The sequence below is a fragment of the Bradyrhizobium sp. SZCCHNR1098 genome, from assembly GCF_032489375.1.
Classification (GTDB): Bacteria; Pseudomonadota; Alphaproteobacteria; order Rhizobiales; family Xanthobacteraceae; genus Bradyrhizobium.
Genome location: NZ_JAUEXY010000010.1, coordinates 107,569 through 131,747, shown reverse-complemented (window position 1 = coordinate 131,747; position 24,179 = coordinate 107,569). Strand labels below are relative to the sequence as shown.

The following is a 24,179-nucleotide window of genomic DNA, read 5'->3' as shown; positions in this document are numbered from 1 at the left end:
CGCCCGGCGCTTCGGAGTACGCGCCCGGTCACCAGAGCAACACCGCCGCCGGCCCGGGGCATTCCGAAAGCGCGCCTGGCCAGCGCATGACAACCACCGGCTCCAGCACGCATAGGAAGTAGTGGGCGCGCGAACGGGGTGCGAGATTCCGCTTCCCGGCCCCCTTTCGCTTGAAGACACAGAAAAGCCGTAAGCCTCTCAGTTCATCTTCCAGACATCCGAGGAGTCCCATGCGCAAAGCGATCTTCATCTTGGCAACATCGATTTCAACCGCGCTGGTCATGCCTGCCAGCGCGTTGCCCCGCGCTCCCCTTCAGGTCGATCGCGGCGCTTCTGATCTCATCGAGGTGAGAGGCGGTCATGGCCATGGTCATGGTCATGGCTGGGGCCGCGGAGGCGGTCACCGGGCCTTCGGCTGGAGTCGCGGCCGAAAGGTCGGATGGCGCGGCCATCATTGTCCGCCGGGCCACTGGAAGAAGGGATGGTGCTGATCGCCGGACCGCGCCACGCGCGCGGATGAGCGGATCGTGCTTGACCGCCCGGCGACGCTGCGGAGTCGGACCCACCGCGGCCCGGACGGGTGACATTGTTGGCACGCCGACGGCGGCGCTTTGCGCATCCCATCGACTCGTCGCGCTGAGCGATACAGCGCCCTCTCCCCTTGTAGGAGAGGGCATCTCCGTCCCGTCCACGGACTCGGTTGGGTGAGGGGTATCTCTCCGCAAACGATGCGCGTGGAGGCATACCCCTCACCCGACCGAGCTTGCCGACCTTCCTGACACGCCCTCTCCCACAAGGGGAGAGGGCGCATTCATGGGCGCCGCGTGTTTTCTTCCACGCACCGCGATGATCAGCGCGTAGCCCGGATGAGCGAAGCGACATGGCTACTTAGCGGAAACACACCGACGTATCGCCCGCCACGAACGAATTCCCCGGCATCGGCCGCAGCGGGGTCAGCTTAGGGTTGGCATTCGTCAGCCGCTTCGAATAGGAGCCCAGCGCGGCGTTCATGGTGTTGAGCCTGTCCTGGGCGTCGGTGCGCTGCAGCGGCAGTGTCACGACGCCGGAGGCATAGACCTCGGCGCGCGACCATTGCTGGCCCTGCACGATGCGGCCGACGAGGCGCGACTTCAAATCGGCGGCGCTGTCGCCGGCGGCGCTCTTAGCCCCGACGACGTTCGGCGGCAGCAGGCTGGGATTGACGATCCAGCCGCGCGGCTTGGCGACATTGTTGCCGAACAGGATCAGCTCGTCGAGCGTGTTGTTCAGCGCCACATAGTCGCGCAGCGGCAGGCTGGCGTCACCCGTGCCGGTCTCCTGGACGTGGCTCGCCAGATGCGGGCCCGTGGCGCAATAGGTGCCGAACGCGAGCTTCACGCTGCCGGAGCTCATGGCCATGTAGCTGCCGACGTCCGAGCCGCCCGGCGGCGACGGCGCGTCGTCGCCGCAGAAGGTGCCGTGCGACGAGGCATCCTGCAAGGAGTGCAGATAGAGCCCGATCCGGGCGATCTGCACCGGCACCGGCGGCTTCCTGGGGTCGTCGAACAGCACGCCGGTGGTCCGGCTCTTGTCGTCCAGCCAGGACTTGAGCTGGGTGTAGTCGACGACGCCGTTGCTGTTGTCGAGCACCTTCGGTCCCGAGGTGATGTTGATGGCCGGTCCGATGGCGTAGTTCTCCAGCAGCGGCACGTTGCCGCTGATCGGCACGTTCGCCAGGCATTGCGGGCCGCTGAAGTTCGAGGAGCCGTTCGGCGTCGTGAATCCGGCGGTGCACAGCAGACCGGGGGCCTCGTCGCCCTTCATGGCCCATTGCCGGAGATCGTACAGCGTGCCCTGATAGACGCTGTCGATGGTCACGGGATAGCCGGGCGGCGGATAGTGGAACGGATACACCGCCTGCACGCCGCTGGCGCCGTGCACGTCGGTGCCCTGCCCGTTCGGCGAGAAGTTCAGGAGATAATGATAGAGCGGCCCGTCGGTGGTGTTGTTGGTGCGCTGGAAGCCGTTGAACTTGGCGGTGATGTAGCTGGCGCCCGAATTGGTCGATGTCGCCTGCCCGCCGCACTGATCGATCGGCGCATATTGCGCGTAGTCGGAGTTCTCGTTGTAGGCGGCGATCCAATAGGCCACGTCGGCGCGATAGCCGAGCGCCTGGGCGATGAAATAGGTGGAGTCGGCATGAACCATGCTGCGGCCGGGCGGAATGACGGCGAACTGTACCGCCTCCAGCAGGCAGCCGCGGTTGAGCGCTTCCGCCGGATTGCGGCACGCGCTGGCCGGCGCGAGACAATTCCTCAGCCCGCCCTTCACGCGCGGGACGCAGATGTCCTCCAGGAACGCGTGCGCGGTGCGCGGCGCGGTCAGCCCCCAGCCGAGAACCGCCGATCCCACGACGACGGCGAGGGTCGAAAGTGCAAAGCCGATGCGCATGAAAACTCCTTGGTCATTCGAAATGCAGCAGGCAGGGAGCTGAATAGATGGCAAAACGCCATCGTCCGGCCGGCCGGAGGTTGAAACGCTGATCTTGTCCGCGATGCGCGCATCACGGATTCGGCGAGCCCGATTTGATCCGATCTCAAATAGATAATCAACCTATCGTTGTCTCCGTCATTCGTCTTGGACCGCACTGGCGGAGGCATGACGGCCCATTCGCCAGAGCCGGTTTCCGGCGCGTAGGGTGGGCAAAGGCGCGCGCCCCGCACGACGTTGTTAGGCCCGATATCTCACGCGCCGTGCCCACCGCCCACACCCGCCGGCGCCGATGGTGGGCACGCGCCGCCTTACGGCGGCGCTTTGCCCACCCTACGGTTCGCCGGCCGTTGTTACGAGCGGAGCGACGTGACGCTCAGCGCAATCCGCCGGTGACGTGCAGCGTCTCGCCGGTCACGTAGGACGCATCATCCGACGCAAAGAACGCGACCGCGGCGGCGATCTCCTCGGCCTTGCCGACACGGGCCAGCGGCGTGGTCGTTTCGATCCAGTTGCGCATGTCGCCCTCGTGCAGGCCGGCGGCGACGACGCCCTCGGTCACGATCATGCCGGGATTGATGGTGTTGACGCGGATCTTGCGCGGCGCGAGCTCCTTCGACAGCACCGACGAGATGGCATCGACGGCGGCCTTGGTCGCGGTGTAGACGGCGGTGTTCGGCGGCGTCAGGGTCGACACGCCGGAGGAGATGTTGACGATGCTGCCGCCGGCCGGATTGAAATGCCGCGCGGCCTCCTGCGACACCAGGAGCAGCCCGAGCACGTTGACGTCGAACTGTCGGTGGAAGTGCTCCGGCGTGATGCCGTCGAGCGGCGCGAAGTCGTAGACGCCGGCATTGTTGACGAGGATGTCGATCGGGCCCAGCGCCTTGACGGTCTCGGCGACGACGGTCTTGACGTCACCGGGATTGGCGAGATTGCTGTGCACGGCCACCGCCTTGCCGCCCTTGCCGGTGATCGCGGCCACGACGCGGTCGGCGCCCTCGCGGCTGGAGCTGTAGTTGACGGCGACCGCGGCGCCTTCCGCGGCAAGTCTGGCGGCGATCTCCGCGCCGATCCCCTTGGATGCGCCGGTCACCAGCGCCACCTTGCCTTCGAATCTCCTGCTCATCCTGCTCTCCTTGCGCCGCGGCGCTCCGTTCAATAGTTCAGAACTAGTGAACTATTGAACGGGCGCAAGGCCGTCGCTATATGTTTTTTCATGGCGCCATTGTTTCATCCGTCGCGGGAGGACATCACGTTGGCCGGCGTGCTCTCGGCGCTCGCCGACCCGATGCGGCTGCGCATCGTCAAGAGCCTGATGCAGCAGAACGAGTGCATGTCCTGCTCCGCGGCCGCGCCCTGCCCCGACATGGCCAAATCGACGCTCTCGAACCATTTCCGGATCCTGCGCGAGGCCGGCCTGATCCAGACCACGAAAAAGGGCGTCGAGCACCGCAACGTCGTGCGCGAGGCCGACCTCAACGCAAGGTTCCCGAAATTGTTGAAGACGATCGTCGGCTACGCGGAGTAGGCGTAGAAGCGTAGGGTGGGCAAAGGCGCGCCCCTCACGTTGATATGGGACATGATGTATTCCGCGCCGTGCCCACCGGCCGCACCCGCCCGCCCTGATGGTGGGCACGCGCCGCCCGACGGCGCCGCTTTGCCCACCCTACGGTTGTCACTCATCGTCACTGCGAGCGCAGCGACGCAGACAGAAGTGGACGTGTCCTACTTCTCCTCCTCCATCGTCACCGCGACGGCGCCGATGGCCGACAGCCGCACCTTGTCGCCTTCGACGTCGGCGACGAGGCCCTTGTCGATGAAGTGATGATGCCCCTTGTGGCTGCCCTCGCCGCTGTCCTTCTTCGTCAGCTTGATGCGATTGCCTTCGACGTGGTCGACGGTGCCGACATGCACGCCGTCGGCGCCGATGATCTCCATGTGTTCCTTGATGTCCTGCATGATGAAGGGCTCCGTGTCCGATCTGGAAGCATTTTCAACCTGTGGCTCGGGGAAGTGTTCCGGAACGTACCTCCACGCGGACGCTGTCGTAGGCTGGGCAAAGCGACGCCGCGAGGCGGCGCGTGCCCACCATCGGTACCGGCGGATGCGGACGGTGGGCGCGGCGCGCGAAACTTGCCGTCAGACAATGTCCAGCCGGGCGCCTTTGCCCACCCGACCGCCTCATCTGCCGTCATCGCGAGCGCAATGACGCCGGGAGAGGCCCGTCCGCGTCACCAGCCAATTCGTGTTTGGTCTCAAGCTGATTTGGCCTGTCCAGTCCTTCGGTGAAAAATAAATCACTTTCGCTTTTTCAAAAATCATGATTGTCTACGCCCATCCCGGCCCGCCGAGAGGGGCGCATCGCGATCGTCACGAGACGTGGGCCGGAGATGCGGTGGCTGTGAGTGTGCCGCAGCGGGCTTGATGCCCGCCGACGAACGGCACGCTTGCGGACGTGAAGACGCGTGGTCCTGGCGCCCCGATGCTGGCGCCAAGTCCGAGGGGCTGATGATCCCGAGGGCGACGGTGGCTAAAAGGCCGGACACCGAGGAGATCGCGACATAAGCGTGAAAACCATCGCGCGGGGAATGCCGGGATGCCTCGGCTGAACCTGTGGTTCCTGCCGCCTGCATTTCTTTCGCAGGCGGGCCATGGGTGCGGCCGGCGCCCGGCATTCCCCGCGCCCTCTCTGCTTCGGAGGGCAAACAAAGAGCAAGACTCGGGCGCAATCTGCGTCGCGGGATCGTCAGCGCATATCGTGCGCCGAACTCATCCGCTCACGGGCTGTTTGACAACGTTTCAGCGCATGTCCTGACGACGACGCGAGGCAGCGTCGCCGCCACGATGCAGGCACCGGCTTCAAGCCTTGCGCACGGTCCCGAGGAAGCCCTCGACCGCCACGCGGAAACGATCGGCATCCGTCGACATGCGGCGGACGGAGTCGACCATCGCCGCGCCCGCATTGCCGGTCTGGCGGTTGAGGGCTGCGACCGAGCCGATCGTGTCGGTCACGGCGCGGGTGCCCTGCGCGGCGTGCTGGAAGTTGCGCGAGATCTCGGTGGTGGCGGCGCGCTGCTCTTCGACCGCCGCGGCGATCGCCGTCATCTTCTCGTCGATGCTGGAGATGTTGTGGCTGATGGCGTGGATCGCCTCGACCGACTCGCCGGTGGCGGCCTGGATCTCGGCGATCTGCCGGGTGATGTCGTCGGTCGCGGTCGCCGTCTGCGCCGCGAGATTCTTGACCTCGCCGGCGACCACGGCGAAGCCGCGGCCGGCATCGCCGGCGCGCGCGGCCTCGATGGTCGCGTTGAGCGCCAGCAGGTTGGTCTGCGCGGCGATCGCGGTGATCATCTTGACCACCTCGCCGATGCGGTTGGCGGCGCGGTCGAGCATCTCGACGGTGGCGTTGGTCTGCGCCGCCTTCTCCACCGCCTGGCGCGCATCGGCCGCCGAGGCCTGCACCTGCGCCGCGATCTCGGAGACCGACGCGGTCAGCTCCTCGGTGGCGGCGGCGATGGTCTCGAGATTGGTGGTCGCGGTCTCCGCGGCGCTGGCGACCGCGGCCGTCTGCTCGGTGGACTCATCGACCAGCTTGCGGACGTCGCCGGCGCTGGAATCGAGCTGGCCGGTCGAGTTGCCCATGCTGACGATGACCGCCTGCACGGTGTCGTCGAAGCTCTTGCAGGCGCTGTCGATCGCCTGCGAGCGCTCCAGCCGGCGGCCCTGGTCGAGCTCGCGCTCGCGCGACAGCTGCTCGGCGGTGGCGGCGCTCTCGCGCAAGCCCTCGAGGGCGGCAGCCATGGCGCCGAACTCGTCGGCATGAGCGAACTGCGGCACCGGCGTCTGGTAGTCGCGCTGGCCGATGCGCTGGATCGCCTGCATCAGGACGCCGACCGGGCGCATCAGGCGGACGCGCACCGCGCGCAGCGCCAGGCCGGCCACCACGAGCGCGGCGATGAAGGCGAGCGACTGTGCGATCAGGCTGCTCAGCGCTGCGGTCTTGATCTCCTCGGCACGGGCGATCGAGCCGTCGAGCGCGGTCATGCCGATCGCGATGATGCCGGCGAACGGGCCCTGGCAGAACGCGTTCCATTCCGGCGCCGGCATCGCCGGCTTGCCGCTGCCGTCAAACCCCTTGGCGAGCTGGTCCATGCGCTGATGCGCGGCCTCGACCTCGGCGCGCGAGGTCTTCACGGCACCGGCGAGCGCGGTGCTGCCGCCCCCCGCCAGGAGGTCGTCGAGCCCGGACCAGCCGGCCGCGACGGTGCCGCGCCACTGCGCGATCGCGCCCTTCTGGGCGTCGTCGAGCGGCTTGGAGGCGTTGATGTTGGGACGCAGCGCCGAGCATTGCAGGCCGTAGCGGTCGCGGACCTGCCAGGCCAGCCGCCGCGCCTGCACCATCTTGGCGATCGCCGGATCGGTCATCCAGGCGCGGTTGGAGACGGCGAGCGAGGCGGCGTTGGCGACGTCCAGCGTCTTGGTCATTGCCTCGTACCAGGCCTGCGTACGCGCCAGCACGCGTTCGGAGCGCGGCTTCGCGGCTTCATCGAACAGCAGCTTGAACTGCGGAACCGTGGCGTCCCAGCTCGACTTGAGCCTGGCCATGAGGTCGTCGCGCTCAGGCATGTCGACGCCGGCGAGCGCTGTGACGATGCCGTCATAGCCCTTGGCCTCGATGCCCTGATATTCGGTGAGCTTGGCGCGCGGATCGGCCTCGCTCAGCAGCACGCTCTGGATGTCGCCGCGGTGGGCACGCATGACGAGGACGTTCTGGAAGATCGCCTTGTCGGCCGCGGTCAATTGCTCGGTCGCGACGCTCTCGCGATAGCGGCTCGCGGCACCGCTCATCAGGATCGCCGTGGACACCAGGATGCCCGCGGCCAGCACCGACAGCAGCACCATCAGCAGAGTACTGACCGATTTCCTCATCACGTACCGCCCCACACCGGAAAGTGGCAGGATGACGCCATTGCACAAATTCTTCCTTAACCATGGACCGGCACACCGGCGACCGAGGTAATCAGTTGCCGAATTCCCCTGCTCCACGACAACAAAAAATGCGCAAGCCGCAACGCGGCAGCCGTTGGCGCGCGCTGCGGCGCGATGCGAAGCGAATCGCAGGGCGTGGTGCGCAGCGGCTGGGCCGGACGGTGGGCGCGGCGCCGCGATGGATCAAGATCACCTGCGGCGCCTTGGTGCTGCTCGTGACCTTCGCGCTGGTCAATCTGGCCTATCACGTCATGCGCAAGCCGACCGAGCTGTTCGTGGTGACGGGTCATTCGCTCGACAAGGAGCCGGAGGAGACCTGGCGTCAATATGGCGCGCTGTTCCGTGAGAGCGCGACGCGATCGATCACGCCGGAGCTGCTCGCCGCCTTGGCGCAGACCGAGAGCTCGGGTAATCCGGTGGCGCGCACTTATTGGCGCTGGCGGTTCGCGTGGAATCCGTTCGCGCTCTATCAGCCGGCTTCCAGCGCCGTCGGCCTGTTCCAGATGACCGACGGCGCCTTTGCGGACGCCGCACGGTTCTGCATTCGGGATCACGAGGTGGTCAGCGACGGCTGCGGCTCGCCGAGCCTGTACGTTCGCGCCTGGCCGGCGCACGCGGTGGCGCTCACGGTGATCTCGCTCGACCGCCAAGTCGCCGCCGCGCTCGCACGGCAGCCTGGCGCCAAGCCGAGCGCGCAGCAGCGGCAGGATCTCGCGGCCGTCATTCATCTGTGCGGCGCCGGTCCGGCGGCCGGATTCGTGCGCCGCGGCTTCAAGCCGGCGGATGGCGAGCGCTGCGGCGACCATTCGGTCGCCGGCTATCTCGGCCGCGTCAATGCGATGAAGAAGCAGTTTCAGAAGCTCTCGGCAGCGGAGCGAAGTTAGCGCATGGCGCCCGCTCGGCAACATCGGCAGCCCGCCCGGTCCCGCGTTAAGCACGTCGGATTTGCGGGTGTGTGCAAGGCGCGCGCGTTAAGACATTGGCAACGAACTGCCGCGCATTTTCTCCATCCCATTAGTACAGGAGTCACCATGTCAGAGATCGGCATTCCCGGCGCGCGCATCCGGTCCTTCATCGAGCGGATCGAGCACCTCGATGGCGAATTGGCGGAGCTGAACGAGCAGAAGAAGGAAGTGTTCGCCGAGGCCAAGGGCGAAGGCTTCGACGTCAAGATCCTGAAGGAGATCATCAAGCTCAGGAAGCAGGACCAGGACGAGCGGGACGAGCACGAGACGCTGCTCGATACCTACCTCCGGGCGATGGAAGCGGCCGAGACCGCGCCGGCCAGCAAAACCCCCGAGCGCAAGGCGGCGTGACACGCTGCCGACCGACGATGGCGGCGCGCTGCCGATCTGTGCCGCGCGCTGCCCTACCTCGGGATTTTTCTTGCCCGGTTCCGTCCGAGCCTCTAACGCTGCGCTACACTCCTGCCCGCGCCCGAGGATGAGATGACCGACGCAATGACCTGCCCGCAATGCCGCTCCGAGCACGCCTATCAGGACGGCGCGCTATGGGTCTGTCCGGAATGCGGCCATGAATGGAGCGGCGACGCCGCGGTCGCGGCAGCGTCCAGCGACGATGCCAGCATCCGCGACGCCAACGGCAACGTTCTGGCCGACGGTGACAGCGTCATCGTCATCAAGGACCTGAAAGTGAAGGGATCGTCCTCGGTGGTGAAGGGCGGCACCAAGGTGCGCAACATCCGCCTGCAAGAAGCGAGCGACGGCCACAACATCGCCTGCAAGATCGATGGCATCGGCCAGATGAACCTGAAGTCGGAGTTCGTGCGCAAGGCGTAGTTCCGAGTGCTCCCGGAACATTCGCGACGCTATGGCGTTCGGATCAACAACGGGAGGATGGCCATGCTGACGGACGACCAGATCGCGACGCTTTCGGATATCGGCCAGGCGATCGCCTTCTCGCCCGACCGGCACGACGAGCTCGATGGACTGATCCGCGAAGGCTATGTCGCCAAGGACGGCGACATCTACGAGCTGACGGCGAAGGGGCAGAAGATCCTGACCGATCGAGGTGCCGGATTGAACGAGGCCTGACGCCACGGACGACCGAAGGGCCCCGGCATCTGCATCAAGCCGTTGATATCAGCCCGCCAAATGAGACGGGCTTCCGACTGATTCTCGTGTCCTGGGCATCGGATGTTGGTCGCGCAAGTCTACGTGTTCGGCCCCGGCGTTCATCAAGAGACCCGGCCGTCCAATGGCCGCGAGCGCCGCAGGACTGCGCAGGCGGTGCCTGTTGTTTGGCACGGCAGACCCGGGCCAGCCTCGACCATCAGGCCGAAGGCACCGCACACAAGCAAATCCCGAATTCATCGGCCAGCCCGCGCGGGTCCGTTGCCGAACGCTGCGTGATCCAAGCAGTGAATCCATCACGCTTCTGTAGCCATGAAGTGACACCCGTAGCAATCCGTTCCGTAGGAGCACGGCCCAGATTCATAACTTGGCATGAACCCTGCTTTCTCGATCCTGACCGGGTCCCACTCTATGGAGGCAGAATCAACGTGCTCGTCACTCTCGTCGCAATGCTATGCAACGGCCAGCTCTGCATGGAGAAGGTCGTCACCAACAGCGAGATGTCCGGCATCACGATGACATCCTGCGCCGTCAGCGCGCAGATCGGAATCGCAGACTGGATGTCCAAGGGTCCCTATCACGAGTGGCGTCTGCAGAGTTACAAGTGTGTCGCCGGTAAGTACGTGCCGAAGACCAACGCCTGATCCGCTTTGCCCATCCGGCCGGCGCCCGGGTATCCGGGACCGGCCGGCCGGGCGCAGGACCTCTGCGCTGCTGTCGAATGTTCGACCCCAGCCGCGTCGCATTCGGGACACGCGCAGCAAAGAGAATGCTGCCGTTCGCGTGCCAACGAGCCCGGAATCGGCGATTCGACCCGCAATGACGCTGGCCCGCTTCGTGCAATGCCCCTCGCGACAATGGGGGATGACGTCATGCCGTTCTACAGCTTCCATTGCGCAGCTTGCGCAGAGGATTTCGAGTTGCTGATCGGGATTTCTGAAAGGCCGGTCTGTCCGACCTGTGGCAGTCGCAAGCTGACCCGCCTGCCCTCGCTGCCGGCGCCGCCAGCGCGCAGCCCCGGCCTGATCAAGGCCGCGCGCAGCCAGGCAGCGCGCGAGGGGCATTTCAGCAACTACAGCCGCGCCGAACGAAAGAAGCGCTAACCCGGCAGCGGCGGCCGGCCCTCAGCCTCAGTCCGATGTGATCTGCACCTCGGGCACGTCATCCTCGGGATCGTCGATGTCGAGGCCGTCCTCCTCATCCAGATCGATCCCGGAGAGGCAGATGTCACCGTCATCGATCACGAGCTCGACCGGAGACAGCGTCCGGCCCTGGCACGGCCCGATGAAGCATTGTCCGGTATCGAGGTCGAACTGCGCGCCATGCTCGCCACAGACGAGGAAATTGCCTTCCTCGTCCATGAACTCGCCAGGATGCTTGTCGAGGCGAGCGCCCTGATGTGGGCAGGCATTCTCGAAGCCGTAGAAATTGTTGCCCTTGCGCGTGACCAGGATCGGCCAGGGCTTGGCGCTGCCATCGGGCTCGCGGCGCTGGAGAACGAAGCCCCGCGCCGCGCCATCGTCCACCTCATAGGTCGCGCAGATCGCAAACAGCGTGCTCATCATCCGCCTCTTTTCGCCTCGCCCGGCGTTTGGCGCATCCGCGACATCGCAGGCGCGCTGAAGAGGCTCGCAGCAAGCAGCATGCCAGCCAGTAGTGCCCGACAGGCAGATCGCGGGCCTCAGGCCGGTGGCATGCCGAGGCGGCCGATGCCGGGAAATTTCAGCGCCCGCCGTCGCCAGCGCCGGCCGGCACGCCACCTTCACAATCCGGACACCACGCCAGCGCTGAAGACTCAGTGCCTGCGGAAACCGCCGCCCGGGCCGGAACGCCCGCCGCCGCCGCGAGGGCCACTGACGCCGACACGCGCAGCACCCATGGCGGGGCCGCCCCCGATATGCGCCAAGCCGATTTGCGGCGAAGTCCCGACCATGCGCATGCCGCCCATCTGCGCGCGGGCGCTCTGCGGCGCACCACCGCTCCGGCTCATCAGAGGCTGCATCATGGGTGGTGTTCCAGCTCGAGCGGGAGCACCAGCCACGACAGGAGGTGCGGCGGGGCCGGCGGCAGTCGCAGGCGGCACACGACCTTGCATGCCCGAAGGCGGTCCGGATTGTTGGCCTGTGCCGGCGACCGCGCCCGCTCCGGCGCCAGGCTGGATCGTTCCGCCGGGACCACGACCCGGCATTCCCGGGGTCATGCCAGGCTGAGGCGGATTTTGCGCCATGACCGGCGGATGGCGATGCCAGTAGCGGTTCCAGAACGCGTGCCGATGATACCAGGGCCGTCCGAAATAGAAGCTGCTCCAATAGGTGGTCAGCGTGAAGCCGACAGTCGGCACGTACTCGACATATTCGGGCAGGTAGACGTACTGCTCACGGTACAGATAGGCGAGTGTCCGCGCCGAGACCCAGCCGCGTTCGCCTCCGAAGCTGACATCGCACCACGCGCCGCCTTGAATGCAGCCATGGATGGTGATCCGGGCCCCGGCCGGAATGCGCTCGACGATGGGAAAACCCGGGCCAGGTCCTGCGCGCATGGCGGCCGCGGTGCGCACCAGGCCCGGCGCAGCCACCGCCAGCGAGGCGGGCGTGGCAATCAACAGCGCAGCAACGAGACACGTTCTGAGTTTCACCACGGACACCCTCCTGTCTGTTTGCCGGAGCGAGCTCGGGCGCGAGACTCTCGCGCCCGCATGCGCGGCTCCAGCATGCACTCGACAGGGATGGTTGCAGACTATCGCGGCAACCTCACGGCGCTCCGTTGTCGGAGAGGAGCTGCGCTGCTCCACCGAGAGCGCGGCGAAATGCTTCGTCGAACGTCACGCCACGGAATTGCCACCGATATTGCTTGCCCGCGCGATCGAGGCGCCATCGCGTGACCCAGCCCAGTTCGGCGTCGTCCCAGGTGAGATCACCGAAGAGCATGACCTCAGCTCCGGGAAACCATGACGCGACGGCCACGGGCTGGACACCGTTCAGCTTGGTCTTCTCAATAGCGGCCTTCGAGATCTCGGCGGCGCTTGGCAGAGCGATCTCGAGTCCACGCTTGACGGCAGCCGCGCGCAGTGCGTCGCGCTGCAGATCGGACGTCCGGTCGTCGGATGCAACGAGGAACGTGCGGCCGCCTGCCGTCATCGCCACGATCACGGCAATCGACGGGCGCGGCCCCGGCCACGGCTTGACGTTCAAGCTCGCCAGCAACTGATCGATCCTCGCGCGATCGAATGACACAGTCAGGTCATACGGCCGGTCGCGCGTGCCCTGCTCGTCGTGCTTCGGCTTGCCCGACATCTGATCGTGATAGTCGAAACCGGTGACGAACTCCGCCGCCCGCGCCTCGAGTGGCGCGAGCCTTGCGTCGTTCCTAAGCTGAAATGCACCGGATACCTTGATCAGCACGTCCTCCAGACATGCTGCAAAGGCTGCCCGGCGATTGTCATCGCCCTGACCGGTCACGACCGTCTGCGCCTGATACAGGTCGGTCGAGGCCGCATTCGCAACGGTGCAGGCCCCGACCGTCATCATCACCCAGAGCCCGAGACGCCAAACGCCCAGCCCGCGGAGAACACCGTACTGCTGCATCGCGTCCTCGATCCGGCTATGTCGGCTATTTCTGCCGATCGAGCTTGATGATCGTCGGTGTGGCGGCGTCGGACGTCGAGAACGTCACCCGATCGCCGGCGTGGATGTTCTCGATCATGGCGCTGTCCTTGATCTTGAACTCCTGGTCCGCTCCCACCGTGTTGGCGCCGACGGTCCCGTTGGGGACGCGCTTGATCGCGATCGTGCCGTTGAGACGGTTGATCCCCGTGACCATGCCCGCCGTGCCCTGCTCCGCTGCGAGAGCGGGCAGAGTCCCCGCAAACAGGGCGACCGTCGCCAGAGTAATGCCAACTGCTCTCATCGCTGTTCTCCTGCCTTGCTTTTCGCGGCAAACAAAACACCACGAATTCTTTGGTTCCCGGAACCTTCAGCTTCGTCGCTGACGACCTAGGGCCGTTTGACGCACCGCAATCAATGTCGCTGCGCCGTGCAGCTTTTTTTGTTGCCCCCCAAGCACTACGCCTACATACAAGATCCTGATCGTCTCCGCCCTGCGGACGACGCGCGCTCGACCGGGCGCAAACGCGAACCTTCTTCGACCGACACGGCTCGGCCACCCTCATGTAGTGATTTGCACGGATTTGTCATCAGACCGCCGCGTGATCAAAGTTTTCCTGCACTCGCAGTATCGACGCCCTGTAACGCCGAATTCATCAATGCGTCAGGATGCACCTTGACAGCACAGACAGCCAGGAGGACGATCACCCCGTCGTGCATTTCCGGTGGCCGCTCACCACGGTGCCGGTGATGTCCGAACGACAACAACCCATCTGATTGCAGGGAGGTTCTATGACTCCACCTCCGTACCAGATCCGCTGAGTGCGACGGGACTCGCTTCGGACCATCGCATAGCGGCAAATCACGAACGGCACGCCGGGTCGCGGCTTAGTGGGCTGCATCAGCGAGGCATGGCCCCTTGCCCGCCCGGCGCTGTGCCGTCCATCTGGATCACTTCAGCGCGAGCCTGGTAGCTATCATTCGGGAGCTGCGGCAATACTCGGGCTGATACTGCGCAACGCGAACATTGGAACGTGTGATCAGCCGATCGCGTGCAGCGATCAGGTGACCAATGCCAGCCGAGATATCGGCTCGCGGCATCGCCGCATTCCCAATGTCCCCGAAACGAAATCCATCATCGGCTGATGCGCGGCGGGCGCAGGCGTCACCCGCCGCCGAAGCAATCTGCCGCAGCTACTTGCTGTAGTCGTAGAAGCCCTTGCCGGTCTTGCGGCCAAGCTGGCCTGCAGCCACCATTTCCTTCAGCAACGGCGCCGGACGATACTTCGGATCGTTGAAGCCGTTGTAGAACACCTCCATCACCGACAGCATCGTGTCGAGACCGATCAGATCCGCCAGCGCCAGCGGACCGATGGGGTGATTGCAACCGAGCTTCATGCCCTCGTCGATGTCGGCGGCGGTCGCGATGCCTTCCGAATATGCGAAGATCGCCTCGTTGATCATCGGGCACAGGATGCGGTTCACGGCAAAGCCCGGGCTGTTCTTCGCGGTGATCGCAACCTTGCCGATCCGCTTGGCGAATTCGGCGGCGGCCGCATGGGTCGCATCCGAGGTCTGCAGGCCGCGGATCAGTTCGAGCAGCGCCATCATCGGCACCGGATTGAAGAAGTGCATGCCGATGAAGCGATCGGGCCGGTCGGTGGCGGTGGCGAGCTTGGTGATCGAGATGGAAGAGGTGTTGGTCGCGATCAGCGCCTCGGGCTTCAGGCCGGCACAGAGGTCCTTGAGGATCTTGAGCTTCAGCTCCTCGTTCTCCGTCGCTGCCTCGATGACCAGGTCACAGCTCGCCAGCTTCGCTTTGTCGGCAGTGCCGGTGATGAGCGACAACGCCCTGTCCTTGTCGGCGGCCGTCATCTTCTCCTTCTTGACCAGGCGGTCGAGGCTGGAACCCACGGTCGCGAGCCCGCGCGCCACCGCCTGCTCCGAGATGTCGACCATGACGACCGGAACGCCCGCGGCGGCGCAAACCTGCGCGATGCCGTTGCCCATGGTGCCTGCTCCGATGATGCCGACCGTCTGAATCATTGCCGCTCCCTCTCAGTCTCGTATCCGCGGGGACCGCCCCGTCCTGCGCCGTTGCTTAACAGGCTATCGCCCGGCCGGGTAGACCCAACACGACGAGCCAGACCGGGCCGGCTGCCCCACGGCTCGCCGGCGTCGGGAAGCGGACGCGTCACCCGAGGTTCGTCCGCATGCGCAGGAACGGATGCAACTTGCTCTGGTTGGTCTCGTGCTCGGCGAGATGAGCCGCGCCGGGCGCGGCAGCGGACCGCTGAACAGGAACCACTGACCGATACGCAGGCACGGGTGACCGGGCGGTCGACCCGCTGTCGCGTGTCACGCGTGAGCGCCACGCCAAATCCGTCGTCGTCATCGGAACGCCCGGTCAGGCCGACGGTTCTCCACGCAGCAACAGGCCGTGCCCAATCGAGGAGACCCCCGTGGCGACCGCCGAAACCACCCGACCTTCCCTGCAGCCGACGGCGCAGATCGCACGGCGTTCGATCCACCCGATGCTGGTGCCATTCCCTATCGTCTGCTTCATCGGAACGCTCGTCACCGACATCGCCTATTGGCGGACCGCCGAAATCATGTGGGCGGATATCTCCGCCTGGCTGCTGCTGGCCGGACCGATCATGGGCGTGCTGGCCGGCATCGCCGGCCTCATCGACTTCCTCGAATTGGACGCGGAGAAACGGAGGACGACATGGGACTGGCTCAATACGCCATCGTAGCAGTGGACGATCATTGGAGCGTGCTGCACGACGGCAACGCGCACGGCGACTATGCCACCAAGGAAGCAGCGTTCGAATCGGCGGCATCAGCCGCGACGCTTGCCATCAAGCAGGGTCATGAGGTGCACCTCAGCGTTCCGGGTAACGACCCCGATCGATCAAATAACTAATCAGCACGGCATCCTTGTTGTTGGGTCCAAAATGACCTCCAGGGATAGTGAACTGCACGGTAACGTGTGTTAGCGACGTCACAGGCTCGGCGCCGCACACTTCTGTCCAAAAGGAACAGGAGTTTCGCCATGAAGGTCAACCGGAACCGGCGCAAGCAGACAGCGTCGTTCGGCCAGCGGCTGCAGCAGGCTGCAACCGCTGCCCGCGAGGCGGCAGCGCGTCTTCCAGTAGGCCCTGAACGCGACATCATGCTGAAGAAGGCGATGCAGGCCGAGACGGCGGCGCATATCAGCGAGCTGTTGAGTGCGCCCGTGCTGCACGCCGCGGGGCGTTAGGACACTCGCCTCGTCATCTGTCGCGATTGCGAGAGGAACCCGAACGCCGGCACGATGCTTTGCTCTCGAGTTCTTGTCTCGGCGAGAGGACGATGATGGCCCGGGTCGTGGTCGGCACATCGGGATGGCATTACGGGTCCTGGCGCGGCGCCTTCTTTCCGCGGGGCCTTCTGATCAGGCACCAGCTGCCCTACTACGCCAGCCAGTTCGAGACCACCGAGCTGAATGGCGTGTTCTACCGGACGCCGACGGAAGCCGCCGTCCGCGGCTGGCGCGATCAGACCGGCCCCGATTTCGTTTTTGCCTGGAAGGCCTCCAAGTTCATCACGCATTGGAAGCGCCTATCCGCGCGCTCGGTCAACAGCATTGCGCTGATGGAGAGCCGGCTGTCGCTGCTCGGCGACAAGGCCGGCCCCGTGCTGTTCCAGCTGCCGCCGCATTTCGAAGCGAATCCCGAGCGCCTCGAGTCCTTTCTGCCGCTGCTGCCGAGGCACCGGCGCTACAGTTTCGAATTCCGTCACCCGAGCTGGTACACGCCGGCCATCATGCGCCTGCTGAGGGACGCGAACATCTCGCTCTGCCTGTCGGACCATCACGACGCCCCGGCGCCGTGGAAGCGCACGGCCGATTTCGTCTATGTGCGCGGACACGGCCCCGACGGCCGCTACAAGGACAACTATACCGACGCAACGCTCGCGACCTGGGCCAAACGCATTCGCGCCTGGGCGACGCACGGGATCGACGTCTACGTCTATTTCGACAACGACCAGAAGAGCGCGGCGCCCGCCGACGCTTTGCGGCTGCGCCGGTTGCTCGCGGCGTCCCCTCACCGGACACACGGCGCGGCGCGCGCGAGGTCGACAGAACATCGTGGACATCTCTCGGTTTAGGCCGCAACCAACGAGAGGAACAACCCATGCGACGCACACTCAGCACGCTTGGCTGCCTGGTACTCGCCGGCCCTGCCCTCGCCCAATCAGTCTGCGAAAAGACCGGGGTGAATTCGGCGCTCGGCATTGCGCCGAGCACGGAGGACTTCGTCAAGCAGGTCGCCATCAGCCGGCATTGCTGCGCGACGCCGCGGTCTCCTTCTCGATCAGTCCCGCTGCATTGGTGAAATACGCCTCGACAGACATCGCCTGCGCGACTTTCGGAGGATTGCCGAGTTGATCAATGCTCGATTCGATCGCGTTCGCGATCGACCTCGATCCGGCCTTGCGCGCGATCGATGCTGGAGTACTCGGCCGCAGCCAGCGGGCGCTTGGCGCCGATCGCCGGGGCCCCGAGAATACAGGCAAGCGCCGTGACCGAGAGCATCGACAGCGCAAAGAGCTGACCGACTCGCATGATGCATTTCCAGTTGATTGTTTTGATCAACTTAGGAAGCGGAGCCTGAGGGGGTCTTAAGTCCGCGGACCTGGCGTGGCGCCAGATCGTCGCCACCACGCTTCGATTCCCGTAAATCAACGGGCTTCAACGGTGGTCCTCATCAGCTTTCATGAGAGTTCCACGACAGAGGCGCGAAGGGTTGGTCGGGATCGCGCGATGTTGCTCGTGCTTCGAGCATCGCTTGGGAGCACGGGCATCGCAAGAAGCCGCGGCAATCTCTCCGACTCCGGGCCCCGCCCTGATTCCTCATGCAAGTGTAGAAAGATCCAGCGGCCAACGCGGTACGATGCTAACATAAGTTATTGAAGTCGCACCACATGGAACCCCAATAAACTAACTCGGGGGAACCGCTCTTTGAGTCATCTGGTACGCAAGCTCGAGAATTTCGTCCGCCTCTCTGCGGCCGACCGCCTGATGCTCAACCGCGCTGCGGCTCAGCGGGTAAGGACCTTCGCGCCACGCACCGACATCGCGCGCGAAGGCGAGAAGCCCAAGGACGTGCATCTGATCCTGAACGGCTGGGCCTGCCGCTACAAGCAGCTCGAGGACGGCCGCCGCCAGATCGTCTCGTTCTTCCTGCCTGGCGATATCTGCGATCTCAACATCTTCATTCTGCGCGAGATGGACCATTCGATCGGCACCATTACGCCGGTGTCGATCGCCGATCTGCCGCGCGAGTTCTTCGACGAGATCAGCGCCGGTTATCCGCGCATTGCGACCGCATTCTGGTGGGAGACGCTGGTCAATGCCGCGATCCAGCGCGAATGGACCATGAATCTCGGGCAGCGCACCGCGTCCGAACGCATGGCGCACCTGTTGTGCGAACTGTTCTTCCGGCTGCGCCTGGCGGGTCTCGCCGACGACAGCAGCTGCAGCTTCCCGCTCACCCAGGCCGATCTCGCCGAGGCGACCGGCCTGTCGAAGGTCCACGTCAACCGCACGCTGCAGGAACTGCGCGCCAGCAACCTGATCGTGCTCAAGGGCAAGATGCTGGTACTTCCGGACCTCGAGCGCCTGATGAGCGCAGGCCTGTTCAACGCGAATTACTTGCATTTGGACCGCGAAGGCCGTCAGCTCGACGCGAATGAGTGAGAGGTTCGGAGCGGCGCTTGCGCTATGCTGACCGGCTCGGCACTCTGCCGGGGAAACGGCGATGGTCGAACAGCGCATGGTTGACGGACCCTTCGAGCAGGAGATCGTGCAGCGCCTCGGGCTGATGCCCAACCTGTTCAGGTCGGCGCCGTCAGCGCCTGAGGCGACCCGACAGCTCTGGCAGTTCGCCAAATCCGCCTATCTCGACACCCCGCTGCCGGCCCTGTTCAAGGAGCGGCTCGCCGTCCATCTGTCGCGCCTCAACCATTCGCCTTATTGTCTGACCCGGCATTTCGGTTTTCTGGTCGGATTGGGCAAGCCCGCGGGCGACTCGGCATCCCGCCCCGAGACGATCGATCGGGCGCGTCAACTGCTCGCGCGGCCGCTCGCGGATCCCGTGCGCACCGCGGCGGCGCTGGGCCGGCTTGAGATTCTCCAGCCCCCGCTCGACATCCCGGAGCCGGGCAGCGACGGCGAGGCGGACCTGTTCGAGGCAGCGTCGGTGCTGTTCATGCAAAGTGCTGATTCCGACCGCTCGCGGCGCGCGATCCGACACGCGTTCGGCAACACCAGGTTCGATCTGCTGGCGGCCTTCCTCGCCTATCTGCGCACAGCGCATTTCTGGGCCGATGCTCACCTGCTCACGATCGATTCCGATGTGCTTGCCCTCGCACAGGCCGATCCTGAGCTCGCCGTCTGCCTCGGCTGCAGCGAGCTGCCGGACGCTGGGCCGCCCGCACAGCAGCCGCATTCGAATGGCGGCGATGCCAGCGATCATCGACTGCGCCGCCTCCTCGAGATCGATTCGGTCGGCGTGCTGTTCTTCGATCATGCAGCCGGCACCCTGATCGACGCCAACGAGGCCTTCTTGGCGATGACAGGCTATTCGCGCCAGGAGATCAACAGCGGCGAGCTGACCTGGAAGAGCCTGACCCCCCCGGAATGGATGCGCACTTCGAGCGACCAGATCGAGCTGCTGCGGCAGACCGGCCGGCTCGGTCCCTATGAGAAGCAGTATTTTCGCAAGAACGGCGAACGCGCCTGGATGATGTTCGCCGGCCGTGACCTCGGCGACGGCACCCTCGTCGAGCTCGTGATGAACATCGACGACCGCAAGCGCACCGAGGCCGCGCTGCGCGACAGCGAGGCGCGCTTCCGCCAATTCGGCGAAGCGTCCTCCGACGTGGTGTGGATCCGCGATGCCGAGACCCTGCAATGGGAATATCTCAGCCCCGCATTCGAGACGATCTATGGCGTCCCGCGCACCGCTGTGCTCCGCGGCGACCATCTCGCATCGTGGACCGAGCTCATGCTGCCGGAGGACCGGCCCCGCGCCCTCGAGAGCCTGGAGCGCGCCCGGCGCGGCCAGCGCGACAGCCTGGACGTCCGTATCATCAGGCAGCCGGACGGCGTCACGCGCTGGCTGCGCATCCGTAGTTTTCCCATGGTCGACGAGGTGGGGCAGGTGCAGCGCATCGGCGGCATCACCCAGGACATCACGGCGCTGGTCTCGGCCTCCGAGCACCAGAAGCTGCTGCTCGCCGAGTTGCAGCACCGCGTCCGCAACATGCTCGCCGTGATCCGCTCGATCATCCGCCGCACGGGCGACTCGAGCGACAGTGTCGAGGATTTCGCCAGTCACCTCGAAGGCCGCATCACGGCGCTGTCGCGCATCCAGGCGGTCGTCACGCGCGATCCCCTCGCCGGTTTCGATCTGGCCGAGCTGATCGCCGATGAGCTGCGCGCCGGAGCCGCGCGCGAGGACAGGCAATTCTCGCTGTTGGGCCCCCAGGTGCGGCTGAAGCCGAAGGCGGCCGAGAGCATCGGGCTTGCCATGCACGAGCTCGCGACCAATGCGCTGAAATATGGCGCGCTGACGGTGCCGCGGGGCTTCATCAGGATCGAATGGCGGCTCGACAAGCACGACGCGGTCGACTGGCTGGTCATCGACTGGACCGAGACCGGCATGTCCGGACGCACGCTGAGTGCGCAGCGCCAGGGCTTTGGAACCGTGCTGCTGGAACAGATGCTGCCGTACGAGGTCGGTGCCCGCGTCGTGCGGCGCTTCGAGCCGAGCGGCCTCTGCTGCGAGATCCGGCTGCCCACCGACGACATTCTCAAGCGTTGACGGGCCGATCGAAGCTTCATTTCGCGGCACCGGTCGGCAACAATGGCCGGGATCTCGTCGGCGCGGAGAAACGCCGTCGGCATAGCCTTCGCGGTGCATTCGGGGTATGCTCCGCCTGCGGCCAGAGGTGGAGGTCGCATGGGTCGCGCAACCGCCATGTCTTCGCCTTGGTTTGGGCGGATATGACCAAGTGTCGATGAGATTGGGAATCGGCCGAGCGTCGACGCGACGGAACGATGATGGGACGTTCCTGAGCATGCGGCTCTGGCCAAGATGAATCACCGTGAACATGCAGGTGCGTGGGCACGAGGGACAACCGGTATCCAGGTTCTGTGCTGATGCGGCCGAGAGGCCGAGCGTCCTGTGGCGCCGTCGTCTTCCGACGTTGGTGTCACGAAGCGTAGGTACGATGCAGCGTGAGTACGCGGAGCATTGGTGCACGAGGGCGTTGGTTAGGACGACACATCGGTACAGAGCCGAGCGCCGCCTGCGAGGCGGACGACAACGGAGGACGGAGCGTCAATGCTTGCAACGACGACCAAAGACGGCGATCAGCAGCCTCATGCCATGATCGATCCCGAGATCGTGCTGGCGGCCCGCGCGGATCGCACCGCCGCCGAAGCGGACAGGCGCAGCTCGCAACGGCCTCCGGATGTCCCCTTGCCGAAGATCGACCCTGACTACAGGACGCAGGCGACGAGCGACCTCGCGGTCACCGGAGAGCGCAGCACGTTCGCCACCTGGGCCGTGCGCACCATTCTGGCGGTGCTGTTCGCCGTCGGCAGCGCGGTCGCCGCGGCCGCCTGGCAGAGCTATGGAGACCAAGCCCAGGAGATGATCGCGCATTGGATGCCGCGGATCACGCTGGCATCCAACGCCGACAAGGACGCCGCGGCACAGCCAGCCGCGACCGCGCCCCAGCAGACGGCCGCCGAAGCGCCGGCTGAGGCGCAGGAGCACGCAACGAGCGCGGTTGGCGCGACCGCATCGCAGGAGCAGTTGCTGCAATCGATGGCCCACGACCTCGCTGCCTTGAGCCAGCAGATCGGCGAGCTGAAGACGAGCCTCGCACAGTTGAAGGCCGGGCAGGAGCAGATGGTCCGCGACATGGCGCGGGTCGCCGAGGCCAAGCCCAGCGACAGGCCCGCCGAGCGGTCGAGCGAGCGGACCGCGGAAGCACGGTCGTTCGATCCGCGCGCCATCGAGCAGACGATCCGGCCGCGCCCGGCCCCACGCCCTGCGACCGCGGCCGTGACCCCAGCACTGCCTGGTGCAGCAGCTGTGCACCGGCCGCGCACGCCGCCGCCGGCCGCAGCCGGCATGGCTCCTCCGCCGCCTGCTCCGATGCCGCTGCCGTCGGCGCCGGTCGATCCGGACCAGCCCGTGGTGCGTCCGCCAATGCCTGTGCGCTGAGGGATCCGCACAGGCGCCCGCGCTGGTCCGCGCCGATCGACATGGCGGTGATCGATGTCGTCGATCTACTTGTCGCGACGCGGCTTTCCGAGCTAAGGAACTGCGCCTGACAATGCGCATCACCGAGGGGTTCATGAGCCTGACCGATCCGACCGTCCTGTCCGCCTCCGACCTCGCAGACCGCATCGCGATCCTGCGCGACAACATCCGCCAGATCACCGAGCAGGCCGCTTCGCAATCGGGTGCGGCCGACGAGGAGCGCAACGCCGACCGCCTCGCGCAGCAGAGCGAGGAGCTCGACGTTCTGCTCAAGGAGCAGGAGCGGCGGCTGAACAAATAGCCGGCCGGCCCCTTCGATCATTTCGCGCGTGCTGCACTGCGCTCGTTGTTGCCCGCGCGTCGCCCACAGGCTAGCCTCGCCGAAAACAAGCGGGAGGTAGCCAGAGGATGCGAAACGGTCTGCTTTACACGTCAACCCTTGCGGCATTGACCACTGCGGCATTGCTGGCGGCCCTGACACCGGGCAGCGCCGAGCCACGCCATATGTATACGACCATGGTGCTGGAGGCGTTCGCCACCAAGGTCGAATGTCCCGGCGTCGATGTCGTCTATCAGGATCTGGTCCAGAAGGCGCAGGACATGAAGATGCCTGACGGCACGACCGAGAAGGTGCGCAAGGCGATCGCCTACATGCACACCGGCGGCAAGATGGGCGAGAAGCAGGACGACGATCTGATGGCGGAGGTGGCCGTCGCCACGCAGGCCATCGATATGGATCAGCGCCGCCTCGGCATGACGAACTGGTGCGAGGAGCAGAAGAAGACGCTGGCCGGCTTCATCCGTCCCAAGGGCTGACCCCGGAGCGGCCTGGGGGCTGCCGACGGAGCGGAAAGACCGCACGGCACGTTTGCCGGCCATGGCCGAACGACGCGCCGTTCGTCGGTCTGCGCACCGCCATAGCGGGCACGGCACAGCCCCGCGTCGGGCAGGAACCCGGATGACCGCTGCCGCTTGGCCTTGCAGCTACGCAGCAGACATCCAGCCCGGAGCGAGCCATGCGCATCGAAACCGCTTTCCTGTTCGACCTCGACGGCACGCTCGTCGACAGCGTCTATCAGCATGTGCTCGCCTGGAAGACGGCGCTGGATGCCGAGAACATCGAGCTCTCGGTCTGGCGCATCCACCGCAAGATCGGCATGAGCGGCGGCCTGTTCACCAACCAGCTGCTGCGTGAGACGGGTTTTGCCATCGAGCCCGATCGGATCGAGCGGCTGCGGAAAGCGCATGCCGCGGCCTATCAGAAGCTCGGAGGCCAGGTCCGGCCCCTGCCCGGCGCACGCGAGCTGCTCGGCTTCTTGACCGATGCCGGCATCCCCTGGGCGATCGCGACCAGCGGGAGAATGGAAACGGCGGCCGTCAATCTCGCCGCGCTCGGCGTCGATCCCAAGACCAACGCTGTCGTGACACGCGACGAGGTCCGCTACGCCAAGCCTGATCCCGATCTGTTTCTCGCCGCCGCCGCCCGCCTCGACGCGCCGGTCGAGCGCGCGGTCGTGATCGGCGACAGCATCTGGGACATGCTCGCCGCAACCCGCTGCCGGGCGCTCGGCGTCGGCCTGTTGAGCGGCGGCTATGGTTCGGAGGAACTGCGCCAGTCCGGCGCCATCCGCGTCTACGAGGATCCGGCCGACCTGCTCGGCCACATCGACGAGGTCGGCGGCCGGCGCTAACTCAGCCGG

Annotated in this window: 28 protein-coding genes and 1 pseudogene; 18 read left to right on the top strand and 11 right to left on the bottom strand. The window is 65.8% G+C overall.

Going from position 1 to position 24,179, the window contains the following annotated elements; all coding sequences use genetic code 11:
• Positions 1–28 precede the first annotated feature (28 nt).
• From QX135_RS21640 to QX135_RS21630, 3 genes are all read right to left on the bottom strand, one after another.
• Complete coding sequence (locus tag QX135_RS21640) at positions 29–283, bottom strand: hypothetical protein (RefSeq protein ID WP_316234269.1); 255 nt, start codon at positions 281–283, stop codon at positions 29–31.
• A gap of 605 nt (positions 284–888) precedes the next feature.
• Positions 889–2,430: a hypothetical protein gene (locus tag QX135_RS21635; RefSeq protein WP_316234268.1), complete on the bottom strand. Its 1,542-nt coding sequence runs from the start codon at positions 2,428–2,430 to the stop codon at positions 889–891.
• A 415-nt stretch (positions 2,431–2,845) separates the two neighbouring features.
• Positions 2,846–3,598: a glucose 1-dehydrogenase gene (locus tag QX135_RS21630; protein WP_316234267.1), complete on the bottom strand. Its 753-nt coding sequence runs from the start codon at positions 3,596–3,598 to the stop codon at positions 2,846–2,848.
• Positions 3,599–3,688: 90 nt separating this feature from the next.
• Here QX135_RS21630 and QX135_RS21625 point away from each other — a divergent pair, with 90 nt between their 5' ends.
• Positions 3,689–4,000 carry a helix-turn-helix domain-containing protein gene (locus QX135_RS21625; protein WP_316234266.1) on the top strand — a complete coding sequence of 104 codons (312 nt, stop codon included), beginning with the start codon at positions 3,689–3,691 and terminating at the stop codon, positions 3,998–4,000.
• Between the two features lie 197 nt (positions 4,001–4,197).
• On the opposite strand, the gene QX135_RS21620 is transcribed toward QX135_RS21625, so the two are convergent.
• Together QX135_RS21620 and QX135_RS21615 are read right to left on the bottom strand one after the other, a co-directional pair.
• A complete protein-coding gene (locus QX135_RS21620) occupies positions 4,198–4,431 on the bottom strand; it encodes a DUF2171 domain-containing protein (protein WP_315798501.1) in 234 nt (77 codons plus the stop codon).
• A gap of 900 nt (positions 4,432–5,331) precedes the next feature.
• A complete protein-coding gene (locus QX135_RS21615; RefSeq protein WP_316234265.1) occupies positions 5,332–7,401 on the bottom strand; it encodes a methyl-accepting chemotaxis protein in 2,070 nt (689 codons plus the stop codon).
• 128 nt (positions 7,402–7,529) lie between these two features.
• Between QX135_RS21615 and QX135_RS21610 the strand changes: the two genes are divergently transcribed.
• From QX135_RS21610 to QX135_RS21585, 6 genes are all read left to right on the top strand, one after another.
• On the top strand, positions 7,530–8,345 hold the full coding sequence (locus QX135_RS21610; protein ID WP_410053226.1) for a transglycosylase SLT domain-containing protein: 816 nt from the start codon (positions 7,530–7,532) through the stop codon (positions 8,343–8,345).
• A gap of 147 nt (positions 8,346–8,492) precedes the next feature.
• Complete coding sequence (locus QX135_RS21605; protein ID WP_315780548.1) at positions 8,493–8,777, top strand: DUF2312 domain-containing protein; 285 nt, start codon at positions 8,493–8,495, stop codon at positions 8,775–8,777.
• Positions 8,778–8,909: 132 nt separating this feature from the next.
• Positions 8,910–9,260 (top strand): zinc ribbon domain-containing protein YjdM, encoded by a 351-nt coding sequence (locus QX135_RS21600; RefSeq protein WP_315741159.1) that lies wholly within the window; start codon positions 8,910–8,912, stop codon positions 9,258–9,260.
• Between the two features lie 63 nt (positions 9,261–9,323).
• Complete coding sequence (locus tag QX135_RS21595; protein WP_315741158.1) at positions 9,324–9,515, top strand: hypothetical protein; 192 nt, start codon at positions 9,324–9,326, stop codon at positions 9,513–9,515.
• Positions 9,516–9,982: 467 nt separating this feature from the next.
• Positions 9,983–10,198: a hypothetical protein gene (locus QX135_RS21590; protein ID WP_315741157.1), complete on the top strand. Its 216-nt coding sequence runs from the start codon at positions 9,983–9,985 to the stop codon at positions 10,196–10,198.
• A 228-nt stretch (positions 10,199–10,426) separates the two neighbouring features.
• Entirely contained in the window at positions 10,427–10,657 is a 231-nt protein-coding gene (locus QX135_RS21585; protein WP_315755665.1) for a zinc ribbon domain-containing protein, read from the top strand.
• Positions 10,658–10,684: 27 nt separating this feature from the next.
• On the opposite strand, the gene QX135_RS21580 is transcribed toward QX135_RS21585, so the two are convergent.
• The 5 genes from QX135_RS21580 to QX135_RS21560 all read right to left on the bottom strand — a co-directional run bounded on the left by QX135_RS21580 (position 10,685) and on the right by QX135_RS21560 (position 15,202).
• The gene (locus tag QX135_RS21580; RefSeq protein ID WP_315712272.1) at positions 10,685–11,119 is read right to left on the bottom strand and encodes a Rieske (2Fe-2S) protein; all 435 of its coding nucleotides are present in this window, start codon (positions 11,117–11,119) and stop codon (positions 10,685–10,687) included.
• A gap of 230 nt (positions 11,120–11,349) precedes the next feature.
• A complete protein-coding gene (locus tag QX135_RS21575; RefSeq protein WP_410052057.1) occupies positions 11,350–12,189 on the bottom strand; it encodes an SH3 domain-containing protein in 840 nt (279 codons plus the stop codon).
• 115 nt (positions 12,190–12,304) lie between these two features.
• On the bottom strand, positions 12,305–13,138 hold the full coding sequence (locus tag QX135_RS21570) for a DUF2066 domain-containing protein (protein ID WP_316180164.1): 834 nt from the start codon (positions 13,136–13,138) through the stop codon (positions 12,305–12,307).
• Positions 13,139–13,163: 25 nt separating this feature from the next.
• Complete coding sequence (locus QX135_RS21565) at positions 13,164–13,460, bottom strand: copper-binding protein (protein WP_316180166.1); 297 nt, start codon at positions 13,458–13,460, stop codon at positions 13,164–13,166.
• Between the two features lie 890 nt (positions 13,461–14,350).
• On the bottom strand, positions 14,351–15,202 hold the full coding sequence (locus tag QX135_RS21560; RefSeq protein ID WP_315741150.1) for a 3-hydroxybutyryl-CoA dehydrogenase: 852 nt from the start codon (positions 15,200–15,202) through the stop codon (positions 14,351–14,353).
• 488 nt (positions 15,203–15,690) lie between these two features.
• Here QX135_RS21560 and QX135_RS21555 point away from each other — a divergent pair, with 488 nt between their 5' ends.
• The 5 genes and pseudogenes from QX135_RS21555 to QX135_RS21535 form a co-directional block, all read left to right on the top strand.
• The gene (locus QX135_RS21555) at positions 15,691–15,912 is read left to right on the top strand and encodes a DUF2231 domain-containing protein (protein ID WP_410052061.1); all 222 of its coding nucleotides are present in this window, start codon (positions 15,691–15,693) and stop codon (positions 15,910–15,912) included.
• Positions 15,885–16,082 (top strand): hypothetical protein, encoded by a 198-nt coding sequence (locus tag QX135_RS21550; RefSeq protein ID WP_315755672.1) that lies wholly within the window; start codon positions 15,885–15,887, stop codon positions 16,080–16,082. The genes QX135_RS21555 and QX135_RS21550 overlap by 28 nt, the downstream gene beginning before the upstream one ends.
• Positions 16,083–16,211: 129 nt before the next feature.
• Positions 16,212–16,418: a hypothetical protein gene (locus tag QX135_RS21545; protein WP_316159886.1), complete on the top strand. Its 207-nt coding sequence runs from the start codon at positions 16,212–16,214 to the stop codon at positions 16,416–16,418.
• 95 nt (positions 16,419–16,513) lie between these two features.
• Entirely contained in the window at positions 16,514–17,308 is a 795-nt protein-coding gene (locus QX135_RS21540; RefSeq protein WP_316159999.1) for a DUF72 domain-containing protein, read from the top strand.
• A 26-nt stretch (positions 17,309–17,334) separates the two neighbouring features.
• Positions 17,335–17,478 (top strand): annotated as a pseudogene (locus QX135_RS21535) (DUF305 domain-containing protein); the annotation flags it as partial.
• 110 nt (positions 17,479–17,588) lie between these two features.
• Here the strand turns inward: QX135_RS21535 and QX135_RS21530 are convergent.
• The gene (locus QX135_RS21530; RefSeq protein ID WP_316159887.1) at positions 17,589–17,765 is read right to left on the bottom strand and encodes a hypothetical protein; all 177 of its coding nucleotides are present in this window, start codon (positions 17,763–17,765) and stop codon (positions 17,589–17,591) included.
• Positions 17,766–18,161: 396 nt separating this feature from the next.
• On the opposite strand from QX135_RS21530, the gene QX135_RS21525 reads away from it, so the two are divergent.
• The 6 genes from QX135_RS21525 (at position 18,162) to QX135_RS21500 (ending at position 24,170) form a co-directional block, all read left to right on the top strand.
• On the top strand, positions 18,162–18,899 hold the full coding sequence (locus QX135_RS21525) for a Crp/Fnr family transcriptional regulator (protein WP_315712288.1): 738 nt from the start codon (positions 18,162–18,164) through the stop codon (positions 18,897–18,899).
• A 61-nt stretch (positions 18,900–18,960) separates the two neighbouring features.
• On the top strand, positions 18,961–21,027 hold the full coding sequence (locus QX135_RS21520; RefSeq protein WP_315741147.1) for a PAS domain S-box protein: 2,067 nt from the start codon (positions 18,961–18,963) through the stop codon (positions 21,025–21,027).
• 522 nt (positions 21,028–21,549) lie between these two features.
• Positions 21,550–22,440, top strand: coding sequence for a hypothetical protein (locus QX135_RS21515; protein WP_315780539.1), 891 nt, complete (start codon positions 21,550–21,552; stop codon positions 22,438–22,440).
• Between the two features lie 133 nt (positions 22,441–22,573).
• Entirely contained in the window at positions 22,574–22,780 is a 207-nt protein-coding gene (locus tag QX135_RS21510; RefSeq protein ID WP_315712292.1) for a hypothetical protein, read from the top strand.
• Positions 22,781–22,887: 107 nt separating this feature from the next.
• Positions 22,888–23,295 carry a hypothetical protein gene (locus QX135_RS21505; RefSeq protein WP_315741145.1) on the top strand — a complete coding sequence of 136 codons (408 nt, stop codon included), beginning with the start codon at positions 22,888–22,890 and terminating at the stop codon, positions 23,293–23,295.
• A 200-nt stretch (positions 23,296–23,495) separates the two neighbouring features.
• Positions 23,496–24,170 carry an HAD family hydrolase gene (locus tag QX135_RS21500; protein WP_316159888.1) on the top strand — a complete coding sequence of 225 codons (675 nt, stop codon included), beginning with the start codon at positions 23,496–23,498 and terminating at the stop codon, positions 24,168–24,170.
• Positions 24,171–24,179: the final 9 nt, after the last annotated feature.